10 protein-coding genes are annotated in these 14,122 nt (G+C 44.2%); 5 read left to right on the top strand and 5 right to left on the bottom strand.

Annotated elements, in window-relative coordinates; genetic code table 11:
- Window positions 1–84 precede the first annotated feature (84 nt).
- Both R7Q46_RS17250 and R7Q46_RS17255 read left to right on the top strand, forming a co-directional pair.
- A complete protein-coding gene (locus tag R7Q46_RS17250; RefSeq protein ID WP_005386077.1) occupies window positions 85–966 on the top strand; it encodes an AraC family transcriptional regulator in 882 nt (293 codons plus the stop codon).
- Between the two features lie 277 nt (window positions 967–1,243).
- On the top strand, window positions 1,244–4,405 hold the full coding sequence (locus R7Q46_RS17255; protein WP_262689115.1) for a chitinase C-terminal domain-containing protein: 3,162 nt from the start codon (window positions 1,244–1,246) through the stop codon (window positions 4,403–4,405).
- 97 nt (window positions 4,406–4,502) lie between these two features.
- On the opposite strand, the gene glgC is transcribed toward R7Q46_RS17255, so the two are convergent.
- The 4 genes from glgC to R7Q46_RS17275 all read right to left on the bottom strand — a co-directional run bounded on the left by glgC (window position 4,503) and on the right by R7Q46_RS17275 (window position 10,251).
- Complete coding sequence (gene glgC, locus R7Q46_RS17260; protein WP_033906540.1) at window positions 4,503–5,720, bottom strand: glucose-1-phosphate adenylyltransferase; 1,218 nt, start codon at window positions 5,718–5,720, stop codon at window positions 4,503–4,505.
- 537 nt (window positions 5,721–6,257) lie between these two features.
- Entirely contained in the window at window positions 6,258–8,006 is a 1,749-nt protein-coding gene (locus R7Q46_RS17265) for a formate--tetrahydrofolate ligase (protein ID WP_318077655.1), read from the bottom strand.
- Window positions 8,007–8,242: 236 nt separating this feature from the next.
- The gene (locus R7Q46_RS17270) at window positions 8,243–9,547 is read right to left on the bottom strand and encodes an inosine/guanosine kinase (RefSeq protein WP_005376376.1); all 1,305 of its coding nucleotides are present in this window, start codon (window positions 9,545–9,547) and stop codon (window positions 8,243–8,245) included.
- 233 nt (window positions 9,548–9,780) lie between these two features.
- Entirely contained in the window at window positions 9,781–10,251 is a 471-nt protein-coding gene (locus tag R7Q46_RS17275; RefSeq protein WP_005397614.1) for a CreA family protein, read from the bottom strand.
- A 145-nt stretch (window positions 10,252–10,396) separates the two neighbouring features.
- On the opposite strand from R7Q46_RS17275, the gene R7Q46_RS17280 reads away from it, so the two are divergent.
- On the top strand, window positions 10,397–10,906 hold the full coding sequence (locus R7Q46_RS17280) for a flavodoxin (RefSeq protein WP_213965241.1): 510 nt from the start codon (window positions 10,397–10,399) through the stop codon (window positions 10,904–10,906).
- 195 nt (window positions 10,907–11,101) lie between these two features.
- Window positions 11,102–11,770: an HAD-IA family hydrolase gene (locus R7Q46_RS17285; protein WP_017820949.1), complete on the top strand. Its 669-nt coding sequence runs from the start codon at window positions 11,102–11,104 to the stop codon at window positions 11,768–11,770.
- A gap of 430 nt (window positions 11,771–12,200) precedes the next feature.
- Here the strand turns inward: R7Q46_RS17285 and R7Q46_RS17290 are convergent, their stop codons facing one another.
- Complete coding sequence (locus R7Q46_RS17290; protein WP_213871101.1) at window positions 12,201–13,631, bottom strand: methyl-accepting chemotaxis protein; 1,431 nt, start codon at window positions 13,629–13,631, stop codon at window positions 12,201–12,203.
- A 314-nt stretch (window positions 13,632–13,945) separates the two neighbouring features.
- On the opposite strand from R7Q46_RS17290, the gene R7Q46_RS17295 reads away from it, so the two are divergent.
- Window positions 13,946–14,119: a hypothetical protein gene (locus tag R7Q46_RS17295; RefSeq protein WP_017820948.1), complete on the top strand. Its 174-nt coding sequence runs from the start codon at window positions 13,946–13,948 to the stop codon at window positions 14,117–14,119.
- The last annotated feature ends 3 nt before the right edge of the window (window positions 14,120–14,122 follow it).

Genomic DNA, 14,122 nt, shown 5'->3' on the forward strand with positions numbered 1-14,122 from the left:
GCTAGAAAGTTAATGTCGAGAGGAAGTATAGTGCTCGAAACGATAATAGAGACCAAACTCGTTGGTCATTGATGGAGCGCTCTAATGCACACTCTCGCAGATATCATGCAGCAATATGTTGAAAAGCAGGGGCTGCATGACCTAGAAGGTATGAAGAAAACAGCGATAGATGGCGTATGGTTTTATCGCAGTAGCAAAGGGAATCATCGCCAGCCGTTTGTCTATCAGTCCGGCATCATCGTATTGGGTCAAGGGCATAAGAATATTCATATTGGTGATACACCAGTGCAATATGGGCCCGAAGATTACCTTGTTGTCGGGGTTCCCATGCCACTAGAGTGCGAAGCGTTTGCGACAAACAATGAGCCTTTACTTGGCATTTCGATAGATATTTCGCCAACGCTTCTTCATAAACTCGTTAAAAAATTAGAGGCTGAGAAATTCAGTAATAAGTGTCTGGATGCAACCCGTTGCGGCCTTAAGTCGGTACGTATGAATGAAGGTATGTTGGATGCGTGCAAGCGGTTAATGAAAGCAATGTGTAACGAGCTTGATGTCATCATGCTTGGCGAGCTGCTTCTTGAGGAAATTGTGTATCGTACTTTGGTGAGCAAAGAGGGGTATGTTTTATTTGACCTAGCACATCAAGAAGGTTCTTACGCGAGGGTCGCTAAAGCACTAAATCGTGTACATCAAGCGTATCATGAACAGTTGAACGTACAAGCATTGGCTGAAGAAGCCAACATGAGTGTGTCTGCTTTCCATCAAGCATTTCGCAATGTCACGCTTGAATCTCCGCTGCAATATATTAAGAAAGTTCGACTTAACAAAGCGCGCGAATTGATCCAGTTAGAGGGGCGACGTGTTAATGATGCAGCGAGAATGGTCGGGTACACGAGCCCATCACAGTTTAGTCGCGAGTACAAGCGGCATTTTAATGAAACGCCAAGGTCAACAAAGGCTTAGTGATCTTTATTTCAAAATGGCGACTTTTTTTACCTTTTTTATTAATTTGCGAGTGACATATTTATTTGAGTTATAAAATTAGTTACTGGTGCCAAATAATAGGTACGTTGTTGCAATCATTTAGTGGATTGTTGCGAGGCGGTGTGGAAAACTCGTAAATAGATAGTGTGAAATCACCAACTTGTACTTAAGTTATTTTACGTCGAAATAAAAGTATAGATGCGCTTCGTTTAGCGCATTTAGTATTGTTTTAACAATAACTTAAGGAAGAGCGATTATGCACCTTAAAAACGGCAACGCAGTGAAAAACGTGTTCACACTAAGCACACTCACCGCTTCTTGTCTTATGGCCTTCAATAGCTACGCAGCAGTTGACTGTGCCCCTCTAGAAACTTGGCAATCATCAAAAGTTTATAACGGTGGCGACCAAGTTCAGCATGAAGGTAATGCTTATAAAGCGCGTTACTGGACGCAAAACAACAATCCAGCGCAATCTGGTGAGTGGGGCGAGTGGGAAACACTTGGCGCTTGTGATGGCGCTGGACCGGTTGATCCACCTCAGAATGAAGTCCCGACGGTTACTCTGACATCGCCTTCTGCGTCGGCTTCTGTGACTGCGGGTGATGTTGTTAACCTAGCTGCAGATGCGGCAGATACTGATGGGACTGTTAGCAAAGTAGAGTTCTTTGTTGATGGTATATTAGTTGGTCAGGCAACGTCTGCGCCGTATGCTGCATCGTGGACAGCAACTGAAGGACAGCACGAGTTCTCTACCAAGGCCTATGACGATGCAGGTGCCGTTAGTACGGCAAGTGTTGTGACGTTAACTGTGGCATCAGCGCAACCTGGTAACGAAGCGCCGACAGTGGATGTCGCGCTTTCTGCGACCTCTATTGACCTGGGTGGTTCCGTCACACTGACTGCAAATGCTACGGATGCGGATGGTACCGTTTCTAAAGTTGATTTTTATGTTGCAGGTGTACTTGCTGGCACTGCTACAGCAGCGCCATACACGCTGGATGTAACCCCTTCACAAGCTGGCTCATTAAGTGTTTATGCGAGAGCTACCGATGATGCTGGAGCAACAGCAGATTCTGCACTTGCGACGTTAACGGTAAACGGCGGCGCAGTGACATCTAATTGTCGTCCTGATGGTCTTTATCAAACAACGGGTGTAGATGTTCCTTACTGTTCTATTTATGACGAAGAAGGCCGTGAGAAAATGGGGGCTGATCACCCACGTCGTGTAATCGGCTACTTCACCAGTTGGCGAGCAGGTGACGACCCACAATCGACTTACCTTGTTAAAGACATTCCTTGGGAACAACTTACTCACATTAACTACGCGTTTGTGAGCATTGGTTCTGACGGCAAAGTAAACGTTGGCGACGTTAATGATCCTAACAACCCTGCTACAGGTAAAACTTGGCCAGGCGTTGAGGTAGATCCTGCTCTTGGTTTTAAAGGTCATTTTGGTGCACTAGCAACTTACAAGCAAAAACATGATGTTAAAACGCTAATCTCGATTGGTGGTTGGGCTGAAACGGGCGGTCACTTCGATACGAACGGCGATCGTGTAGCTGATGGTGGCTTCTACACCATGACGACGAATGCGGACGGTTCTATTAATCATGCTGGTATTGAGAAGTTCGCAACTTCTGCCGTTGAAATGATGCGTCAGTACAAGTTCGATGGCCTGGATATCGACTATGAATACCCGACGTCAATGGCTGGTGCTGGTAACCCTTACGACAAAGACTTCATGGAACCACGTCGTCAGTATTTATGGGCGTCTTACCAAGAGCTGATGAAAGTATTGCGTGAGAAACTTGATGCGGCATCCGCACAAGATGGTATTCATTATATGCTGACTATCGCAGCACCATCTTCAGGTTACTTGCTACGTGGGATGGAAACCTTCGATGTAACTAAGTACCTAGACTACGTAAACATCATGTCTTACGACTTGCATGGGGCTTGGAATGATCACGTTGGTCATAACGCGGCTTTATTCGATACAGGTAAAGACTCGGAGCTAGCGCAGTGGAACGTATACGGTACTGCTGCATACGGTGGTATCGGTTACTTGAACACAGACTGGGCTTACCATTACTTCCGTGGTTCTATGCCAGCAGGTCGTATCAACATTGGTGTTCCTTACTACACCCGTGGTTGGCAAGGTGTTACTGGTGGCGAAAATGGCCTTTGGGGCCGAGCGGCACTACCAAACCAAGCAGAGTGCCAACCGGGCACAGGTGAAGGTGAGAAGAACAACTGTGGTCACGGCGCTATTGGTATCGACAACATGTGGCATGATACCGACCCTAAAGGAAACGAAATGGGCGCTGGTTCTAACCCAATGTGGCATGCTAAGAACCTAGAAAGCGGTATTTGGGGCTCTTACGCAGCTGCTTACGGTCTTGACCCTGTCAACGATCCTTCAGATAAGTTTGTTGGTACTTATACTCGTCATTACGATAGCGTTGCTGTGGCACCTTGGCTGTGGAACGCAGAGAAGAGCGTATTCCTATCTACGGAAGATAAAGCTTCTATCGAGGTGAAAGCCGATTACGTTATCGATAAAGAGATCGGCGGTATCATGTTCTGGGAACTAGCAGGTGACTACAACTGTTACGTACTGGATGCAAATGGTAATCGTACGGCAGTAGATGCCACTGAACAAGCTTGTGCGGCGGGTAATGGTGAATACCACATGGGTAACACTATGACCAAAGCTATCTACGACAAGTTTAAGTCTGCGACGCCTTACGGTAACAAAGTAGCGACTGGTCCAACACCAACTGAAGCAGTAGACATTACTGTTAGTGTTGGCGGCTTCAAAGTTGGCGACCAAAACTACCCAATTAACCCGAAAATCACGTTTACGAACAACACTGGTCAAGCGATCCCTGGCGGTACTGAATTCCAATTCGATATCCCAGTATCTGCGCCGGACAACGCGAAAGACCAATCAGGTGGTGGTTTGAAAGTGATTGCTTCTGGACATACTCGAGCAAACAACATTGGTGGCTTAGATGGCGTAATGCACCGTGTGTCGTTCTCTCTACCAGCATGGAAAGACTTGCCAGCGGGCGGCACTTACGAGCTTGATATGGTTTACTATCTACCAATCTCTGGTCCGGCTAACTACTCAGTGATTTCTGGTGGTAAAGAGTTTGCGTTTAAGTTTGAACAGCCAGCTCTACCAATTGGTGATCTCAATGCGGGCACGGGTGGTGGTACCACTGAACCAGGTACGTGTGATACGACGGGTTTAGTGACATACCCAGCTCTGCCACAAACGGATTGGGCAGGTAATCCAAGCCACGCTAACCAAGGTGATAAGATCATCCACAACGGTGTGGTTTACCAAGCGAACTGGTGGACAGCGGCTGAACCGGGTACAGATGGTAGCTGGTCAACGGTATGTAACATCTAATTATTATGGATTATTTGTTATAGCCTAATGTTTACAGGCACTTAAACAAAAGCGCACGATGATTATCGTGCGCTTTTTTGTTGTGATAGTTTGTCGTTTAATCGAATTGGTAACTTTCGGGTATGACGACAATACCTTTGTCTGAGATTTTAAATCGCTTCGCATCTTCAAGTTTGTTGATGCCAATTTGAGTATGTGGCGGAATACGAACATGTTTATCAACTATGCAGTTTACCAACTGACTTCCTTCACCGACTTCTACGTCATCAAAAATGATGGAATCGACTACCGTTGCACTATCTTGAATGCGTACGTTAGAGGAGATTATGGAGTGCTGTACTGAGCCTCCGGAATTGATGACACCGGTAGCAATGATGGAGTTAATAAAAATGCCTTCATTACCCGTGGCCGACGATACAGTACGAGCTGGTGGAAACTGCGGCTCGTAAGTACGAATCGCCCAATTGGACTGATAAAGGTTCATTGGCGGCACAGGTTCTAGTAGATCCATATTCGCTTCATAGAAGGAATCAATGGTACCCACGTCGCGCCAATAGCAATCTTTATCGACGCGCCCTTTACTGCCACAGAATTGATAGGCGTAAACGGATTCGGTATCAATCAGCTTAGGTATGATGTCTTTTCCGAAGTCATGGCTTGATGAATCGAGTTTTGAGTCTTCTTCAAGCGCTTCTTTCAAAACATCCATATCAAAGATATATATTCCCATAGAAACGAGGCTTCTGGTCGCGCTTCCAGGAAGGGTAGGAGGGGTTTCAGGTTTCTCTATAAACGAAGTAACGAGCCCGTTTTCTGCGGTGCCCATTACACCGAATGCTGAAGCATCCTCTACGGGAACATCCATACAGGCAACGGTGAGCTTAGCACCTTTCTCTTTATGCTCTTCAAGCATTGCGGCGTAGTCCATTCGGTAGATATGATCGCCGGATAACACAACCACATACTTTGCATCATTTCGCGATAGCAACCACATGTTGTGATAAATCGCATCGGCGGTTCCTTCATACCATGCACCACCTTTGCGCATTTGTGGTGGAACAGCAGTAATGTACTCGCCTAGCTCTGGATTGAATATCGACCAGCCGTCTCGTAAGTGTTTTTGAAGTGAATGAGATTTATATTGGGTTAAAACAAGGATCTTGCGTAAACCCGAATGTAAACAATTGGTTAGTGTGAAATCTATAATTCTATATTTTCCGCCAAAAGGTACGGCTGGCTTGGTTCTGTCATCGGTGAGTGGGCTGAGTCTAGACCCCATCCCTCCTGCTAAAATTACGGCGAGTGCGTCTTCCATAGTATTCCCTTTCCCTTTTCTGACATGCATCAAAACGGTGCTAACCTGAAGGAGGTGGTATGCAACGCAGAGGTTTTGAAAAGCATGTGCTAATGTGCTTATTAGTGAAAAGTCTACTACAAGAATCGAGCCATAGAATATCTCCTTAAAAATCAAGGAGGTTAAAATTTCACTGTAAGACAACTGCACCATATTAGTGAAGCGCTAAATAGCCCGTGCATCAAATTGGCGCAAAATTGTAGAAAGGAGAAGTCAACAAGTATGGATTTACAATGTAAAGTGGCGACAAAACAAGAAGATAAATAGGGTTTTCTAGCTTAATAACTATGGCTAAACAAGGCTTAGGGTTAGCGTCTTAACTCTAAAGGTCTAAAACAGGCGCGTTGATGTAAGGCAGGAGAGCTTTGTATCAACAATTCAAGAGTAGAAGGCCTGAGACAACTCTTTTCACAGTTGTTGAGAGTGAGTGGATAGGTAAGTAGACCACTCACTCAATGAATATGCTCACTTCACTGATAGCGATACGTTATCACTGCACTAAGAGAGACCGACGATATTTCCTTCATCATCAAGATCTAAGTTCATAAATGCGGGTTTATCAGGTAAGCCTGGCATCGTCATCACGGTACCAGATAATGCATAAACGAATCCTGCGCCCGCACACAAGCGCAGCTCGCGGATTGGGACGGTAAAACCAGTTGGTGCCCCTTTGACTGCGGAGTCCGTGGTTATAGATAGTGGTGTCTTCGCGATGCAAACCGCTAAGTTGTTAAAGCCTAATTGCTCAAAATGTTTGAGCTGTTCAGTCGCGATAGGAGTCATTTCTATATTGGTTGCTCCATAGCCCGCTTCACATACTGCCATGAGCTTTTCGAGTAATGATTGCTCTTTGTTGTATAACGGACAAAACTCTACAGGCGTGGTACACGCATCAATAACATGTTGAGCTAGTTCCGTTGCGCCTTGTCCGCCTTGCGAAAAAGCGGTGCTGATGGCTACTTTAACTTCGGGATTAAATTGGTGAATCAGCTCTTCAAGAGCTTTAAGCTCTTTCACACAATCTTGTGGAAACTGGTTAATGGCAACGACAGCAGGTAAACCGTATTTATGAACGTTATTTATGTGCCATTTTAAATTTTCAAACCCAGCCTCCAATGCTGCTTGGTCCGGATTAAAAATGGAATCTGGAATAGCCATACCTGGCCGTAAATCGTAGTGTCCAGAATTCGCTTTGAGGCCGCGTAATGTTGCTACGATCACTACACAGTCCGGGGCTTTGTTGGCGGCAGCAGCTTTAATGTTACACGCTTTCTCAAATCCCATATCCGAACCAAAACCGGCTTCAGTTACCGTGTAACCTGACAGTTTTAGCGCAATATCGTCCGCGATAATGGATGAATTTCCATGGGCGATGTTTGCAAATGGACCTGCATGGATCAACGTAGGAACACCTTCTAGAGTTTGCATCAGTGTCGGTGCAATCGCCTCCTTTAGTGTTACTGCCATTGCTCCTGCAACTTGTAGATCTTCCGTAGTGACGGGGTTTCCGTTCAAATCGTACGCTACGACAATTTTCCCGATACATTGGCGTAAATCTTTTAAATCTTTGGCTAGTGCAATGATAGCCATCAACTCGGAAGCCGCTGAAATATCGAACCCTTCGTCACGCTCGAAACCATTGATGGTTTTTCCTGCATCATTGAGGCCAATTTTGACTTTACGTAGTGCACGATCATTATGGTCCATCACTCGTTTCCAAGTAATACTTGCCGTGTCGATTTTAAGTGCTCTTAACCCGGTGCGTGATTCAAAGGCATCATAACCCTCGCGTTGTTCATGGAACAAGCGAGCGTCAAGAGCGGCTGAAGCAAGGTTGTGCGCCGCTGTCACTGCGTGAATGTCACCAGTAAGGTGTAAGTTTAACTCTTCCATTGGAGCTACTTGAGAATAACCGCCGCCCGCTGCGCCACCTTTAATACCGAAGACGGGTCCCATCGAAGGTTGCCTTATACATGCAATAACAGATTGATTAAGCTTTGCTAAACCTTGCGCCAGGCCTATCGTCGTAACGGTTTTTCCTTCGCCAAGAGGAGTCGGCGTGATCGCAGTGACGAGTACAAGTTTACCGTCATCATTTGCTTTGAGTCGTTCCAAACATTTTGGGTGGACTTTGGCTTTGTGCTTCCCGTGAGTGTCATACTCTTCGGGTGATAGTCCTACTTTTTCCGCGATAACATCAATAGAAGAAAGTGGTGTGTTTCGGCAAATTTCGATATCTGACTGCATGGAGAATCCCCAAAGTGGCACTCAGGTAGCGTTGAAAAACTACCTAAGTTATAACGAGTATTATTGTGAGGCAAAGGTCTGCTTGGTGATGGTACTGTTTCGGTTAGGCTTGTAAAGAGTTTACTGCTTCGTATTGTGCGACATACTAACGAAATCTACTCGTTATAGTGCTAGATAAAAACAAAAAGGCCACCAAATGGTGACCTTGATATATTTTTAGCTTTAAAGCTGTCGTTTTAACGATCCCAATAAGTCTCTTCTAAGCTATCTTCTCGTTCAGGAAGCGCTCGCGATAGGCGAGGAGAGTGCTGCGTCAACACTTCATAGCTTACTCGGTTTGCGTATTTACAGATCTGAGAAAGCGAGGAGTAGGTTAAGCATCGTACTTCGTGCTTTTCTGAGTTAGGCACTTCTTTTTGGTGGAAAGAGTTTGCTGCCATGTCATGCAGTAAGGCTGAAAGGGCTGCATCACCTGCACCGTTAGTGTTCTTAATCTCTAGTGGTCCACCAAGGTAAGGGCCGATGTGAGAGTAGACCTTCATTGGGTTTTGACAGTCTTCTTTACGCATCGCACGACTAAACTCGTACTGGTTAAAGGCTTCGAGGGAGCTTTCAAGGATGTCGTGTGTGGTTTCTCGTTTTACTTTCTCGTCGGTGTAACCAGCCATGTACAGACCATTTGGTCCTGCCGTACACAGTACGAGATCAACCCATTCAAGTGCTTTATCAGCAGCAGCTAGCGGCTCTGTTTCACCTGTTAGCGCCGCACCTTCTTCTTCATTCATAGCGACAACAGAAATGTTTTCGCGAATGTATTCTTGCCACCACTGTGCGTTACCTTCGATAACGTACTTTGTCCCTAACGTAAGTACAACAGGGACATCGTGCTTCTTAGCAAAGTCGATCGCTCTTTGTACCGCTTTAGGCATTGGATCTTCTTCTTTACCACGCATTAGGTAAGAAGAAACAACCAGGGCTGATGCTTTCTCAAAGATCTCTTCAGGAATGCTTTCCGGAAGTAGTTGATTCATATGACCTTCGTTGATAGCAAATGTACGCTCACCGTCTTGAGAAATTAGGGTGTAGCAGCGACCAATAGGGCCATCTACCGTTTGTAAATGGTTAAGGTTCATGCGTGAAGACGTACGGCAAAGGTAGCGGTAAGCAAAAGAACCGACTTGAATGTTCTTAGACATCACACCGAGCAAAACGGATTTGCTATCGGCTAAAACTGAGTAGTTGTGAAGAGTATTGCCAATCGTGTCACCTGGGTATTGGTGTGTGATCAGGCCTTGCTCAACCAGTTCTTCGTAAAGAGCATCTGCTTTGCTTTCTTCAAGAACGAGCGAATGTCCTTTACTCAGGTTGTATTTCTCTAAAAACGCGTCATCTACACGTGCTTCGATATCTACAATGGTTTGACCGACACCAACAATAGTTGGGCGATATAGCTTAGGTGCCTGTCGGATTTGGTTTACTAATGGATCTCGAGCGTGAGTTGGGAAGTAGTGTTTAGATTTACGCTGACCAGGAAACTTCATGCTTGTTCTTGAGTGAGAAAAAAAAGAGGCGGGATTGTATCACAAAAAAATGAAAATCGTGGCGATTTATTACAAAGAAGTCTGCTCGCTGAAAAAATCAGCGAGCTGAGTAAATAGCAACCAAAGCAGCTGCAATTTATGACGCTTGTCGTATTGCAATGGGTTGTTTTTTAAACTTGTTGCTCAGCAGCGCCCGGAAAGAGCCTGCTCCGCGCTAACTAAATTTACCCGCGTTACTTTTTCACTTCAGTTGGCTCAACGTAAGCCTTGGTACCCCAAAGTGGGACTGTCGAAAGGCTATGTTTAAAACTACCATCGGTCTCTTTTGTTGTATAAGACAAGTAGAGTAAGGTTTGGTTATCGGCATCATAAATACGGCGAACCTTCATTGTTTTGAAGAAAATGCTTTTTGACTTCTTAAATACAATTTCACCGGACTTACTCTTATCTATTTTTGCAATCATTTCCGGTGTGATTTCGCCAGTCTGACGACATGATATTGAGCTATCACTTGGATCTGCTAAGCTGAAATCCGCTTCGATAGAGGCGATGTGACATGTGACACCTGTTACCACCTCGTCTTTCAACTCACCGACTTTGATGTCTTTCAAAGTAAACCAACCGAGCCCCACGTCAGCAACATCGTTATCTGAACAACCAACTAGAGTAGTAGCAAGCAATGCACTTAACAGCATCTTTTTCATTATTTTTGTCCTTAACTAGGAAAGATATTGATGAAATCTATCAGAGGTTTGCACCTAAAACAAAATTTAGCCACGGAAAGGTCTATGTGCGCTAGGTTTGTTGCGGGCTTCATGCTAATGTACTGCTCTAAACGAAGGTATCAAGATGAATGAACAACAGTTAGCCAGTATCGAGCGTAAAAATACATGGCTGTATGATCTGGTCGAAGTTGAATTTCCGACACCAGAGAGTTTGAAAGGGCGCGATGTCTATTTCAAAACGCTAGAAAAAGCAACGTATCAAGTAGTCGACAAAGACACACTACTGGAAAGTGACTCTGAATTTAACCTCGACGATATTTTTCTGGTCGATTTTCATCGACTGACCATTATGTTCTCTATCTTGCAATCTCAGCGCTGGGAACAGCAGTATGATAAAGATATGATCATTGAATATCTGACACAGATTATCCTCACGCCAGATTTTGAATTATATGTTGGTTTTAAATCTGGAGTCCCAATTGGTGCTGCTATTGTTAGCCATCTCGAAGGAAATACACTCATCTCTGATGTTGCTGTTTCTGAATCAAAATACAAAAGCTCGTTTGTGGCTGATCTGGCTAAAAGACTAAGCACCGAGCAAAAACTGTTAGACTCAGTGGTTATCGAAAACTAACTTACACATCAATGTGCATAAAAAGTAAAGCAAGATGACGTTGGGTGATCTTGCTTAGAAAAACTGTAATTGCTCCCTTCTATTTCCATGAAATGCCAAGCTCGTCGTTTCAACAATCCCAAACTCAAATAAGATTAATCCAAACATTCTTAAAATCAGCTTGGGCTTGAGCCTTTAAGACGTCTGGAGATGGCTATGGCAATTACCAATATTAAGTGCGTGATATTTGACTGTGATGGTACGTTGGTCGACAGCGAAAGACTGTGTTGCCAAGCGCTCGTCAATGTATTTAACCAGCATGGGGCTGAGTTAACGATGGAAGAGTGCGTTTCTCACTTTAAAGGAGGAAAGCTCGCTGACATCCTTTTAGATACTAAAGAATTGAAAGATATCAAAGTTCCAATTGATGTTTTAGAGCCGCAATACCGAGAAGAAGTCCAGTCTCTTTTTGTGCGTCACTTACAGCCAATGGATGGCGCAAAACGATTAATTCAGTTTTTGGATTCGCATAATATCGAATATTGTGTGGCGTCTAATGGACCTAAAGATAAAATTGAATACGCTTTGGAGTTAACCGGTTTACTCGATGCTTTCCGAGGGAAAGTGTTCTCGGCATTCGATGCGAATAGTTGGAAGCCTGAGCCCGATTTAATCATGTACAGTGCTATGAGCATGGGCTTTTTACCTAGTGACTGTCTTTATATTGATGACACGCCTAAAGGAGTTGAGGCGGGACTAAACGCCGGTATCAAAACGATACAGTTATTTAATGGTGAAGCTATCAATCTTGTTGATGACGAGCGTGTAATTCGCATCCATCATTTAGATGAATTAAAAGAGCAGCTGTGTGGCTGCTCTGTTTGACCTACTAATGGCAAACCGGACTCAAGCTGTGGATGTGCTTAAGTTTAGACTGTAGGTAAGGCGTTTGATGTAGACATTGGATAGATGAGAAGTTTTTTGTATGAAATCCGCAAGCAGCGCATGTGAATTTCTCGCCATCCGATGAAATGAGATATTCATCTCCTTGGCAGAGTGGGCAATTCAGGTTCTCTATGTCTTTTGTGTCTTTGTAATTATTCATATTGTTTTCCAGCAGCAAATTGGAATTGGCAAGATCAAGCATAGCGGAACGCTTTGTTTAAGAACATTATTTCATCCGGTACAGCGAGAACTTGAGATTCACTTCAAATATCCACTTGGATGTCGTAGAAAATATCGAAGGTAATAGTTGAACACGGTTTAAAGAAAAGGGCTCCTTAAGGAGCCCTTGTTGATCATAAGTTCCACAATGTTATGCGGTGCGGTAGCGTTGTAATATCTCACCAAGAGAAACGGAGGCTTGCGTGAGATTAGCGACGCCAGCGGTAGATTGCTCCGCCACTTCTCTGATTGTGCTTGATTGACTACGAATTTCTGAAAGTTCCGATGCAATATCGTTAGCAACTGCGCTTTGTTCTTCAGCAGATGTGGAAATCTGAATGCTCATGTCCATTAATGAGCGTGCTGACTCGGCAATAGAGGTAACATCATGGCCGATTTCATCAATAAGGTGGCTGCTGGTTTGAGCTTGCTGAACGGTTCGGTTGGTGATTGAAGCAATGTTCTGGCTCTCAATTTGAAGCTTCTCAATCATGGCTTGGATCTCTACTGTTGCCTGTTGAGTTCTGCTTGCTAATGTACGTACTTCATCGGCAACCACTGCAAATCCACGACCTTGTTCACCAGCACGGGCTGCTTCGATTGCTGCGTTTAGTGCCAACAGATTAGTTTGTTCTGAAATGGCGTTAATCGTTGTGATCACGTCATTAATCTGCGTCGTATTCTCGTTTAAATTGGTTACTGACGTAGAGGCTTGTTCAATATAGCTAGATAACGTCTCTATCTCGCCAATCACGTTTTGTACACGGCTTCTGCTTAGTTCGATCTTCTGGGCATCTTGGTCTGACTGCGTCGTTGCTTGTTGAGAAATACTTGATACCTCCTTTGCAGAGGCTGTCATTTCTTCCATTGCCGTCGCGACTGAATCAAGCGTTTGATATTGATGAGATATCTGGGTTTCACTCAACTGCATATCTTTTTCGAATGCAGAAGATGTCTCGCTCAACATCGTTGCATTATTTTTAACACTATTAACCAGTTCACTTAAGGTATCCATAGACTTGTCTAGCGCACAGCCGATGGTACCGAATTCATCTCGACCTGGATGGAAACCAAGGCGAGAGGTTAAGTCACCGTCACCAATTTTTTCGGTTGTTGTATATAAAACCCACAGAGCTCCTCCGATAAACGTTGCCACCCAGTAAGAGAATAGGGCAAAAGGAATAACCCATAAGAAGCTGAGTAATAGTGACGATAGAGCTGATGATTTTAACGATTCGTATTGTGTGGACACATTTTGAGTCAGCTTAATCACTTCTCCAGAATGCAACTTGGCATAAGCGGTCACAGACCCATCGACAAAAGAACTCTCGCTTACGCGGTTCGATTTCGATACGCCGTCAATTTCTGTAGCGCGGTTTGATTGAGCATCAACGATACCAGAAAGCTTCGCTTCGCTCGCCGAGATGGCTTGCTGCTCAAATTGTTGTATTTCATTGAAGTAGCGGCTTCCAGCCACTGAAGTGAGGGCTACTAAAAACAGTAGGAATATAACCCACATTTTGTCGTTGATAGACATCTTGATAAACAGCCTGTCTATCGTTCTAAACTCAACTTCTCTCATTTAAAGCTCCATTAGAGATAAAAGATATTGACCAAATCTATTGCTATATCGAAACAAAATATGCGAAGTTAATCAGCAAAATATGTAACGAATACTAAATTTAGTTTAAGAAATGAGATCTAAGGACGCCTATAACAGTATGTTATATCTTTAAATTGACATGAATGTTGATAAAAGAGTCATTTCTCTAAAGTGTTAAGTGGATATGAAACCTAATTGCAATCGTTTACTTTTGATTATGCTCATAGGTTTTTAAATCTTTACTTCTCGCTGTCATGAATGTGTCATATAAAGACTATAAAAAGGAGTTGCTGATGTGGATATGGCAAGAGCCAGGCCGTCAGCAAGTAAAAGCAAGAGAGCTTAAAATAAAGGAGGTCACAATGAGCGACCAATACCAAAACGATGAGAGCCTAGAGCTGCTAGATGCGCTTGAAATTGGCATTATCTTGTCGGAATACGTTGGCTCAGACAACGAAGCCGAATAGCGG

The organism is Vibrio sp. 811, assembly GCF_033339195.1.

Excerpts from the sequence above, each read along its gene's own strand:
- R7Q46_RS17250 (WP_005386077.1), top strand. The coding sequence starts at position 85 with ATGCACACTCTCGCAGATATCATGCAGCAATATGTTGAAAAGCAGGGG.
- R7Q46_RS17255 (WP_262689115.1), top strand. The coding sequence starts at position 1,244 with ATGCACCTTAAAAACGGCAACGCAGTGAAAAACGTGTTCACACTAAGC.
- glgC (WP_033906540.1), bottom strand. The coding sequence starts at position 5,720 with ATGGAAGACGCACTCGCCGTAATTTTAGCAGGAGGGATGGGGTCTAGA.
- R7Q46_RS17265 (WP_318077655.1), bottom strand. The coding sequence starts at position 8,006 with ATGCAGTCAGATATCGAAATTTGCCGAAACACACCACTTTCTTCTATT.
- R7Q46_RS17270 (WP_005376376.1), bottom strand. The coding sequence starts at position 9,547 with ATGAAGTTTCCTGGTCAGCGTAAATCTAAACACTACTTCCCAACTCAC.
- R7Q46_RS17275 (WP_005397614.1), bottom strand. The coding sequence starts at position 10,251 with ATGAAAAAGATGCTGTTAAGTGCATTGCTTGCTACTACTCTAGTTGGT.
- R7Q46_RS17280 (WP_213965241.1), top strand. The coding sequence starts at position 10,397 with ATGAATGAACAACAGTTAGCCAGTATCGAGCGTAAAAATACATGGCTG.
- R7Q46_RS17285 (WP_017820949.1), top strand. The coding sequence starts at position 11,102 with ATGGCAATTACCAATATTAAGTGCGTGATATTTGACTGTGATGGTACG.
- R7Q46_RS17290 (WP_213871101.1), bottom strand. The coding sequence starts at position 13,631 with ATGAGAGAAGTTGAGTTTAGAACGATAGACAGGCTGTTTATCAAGATG.
- R7Q46_RS17295 (WP_017820948.1), top strand. The coding sequence starts at position 13,946 with ATGTGGATATGGCAAGAGCCAGGCCGTCAGCAAGTAAAAGCAAGAGAG.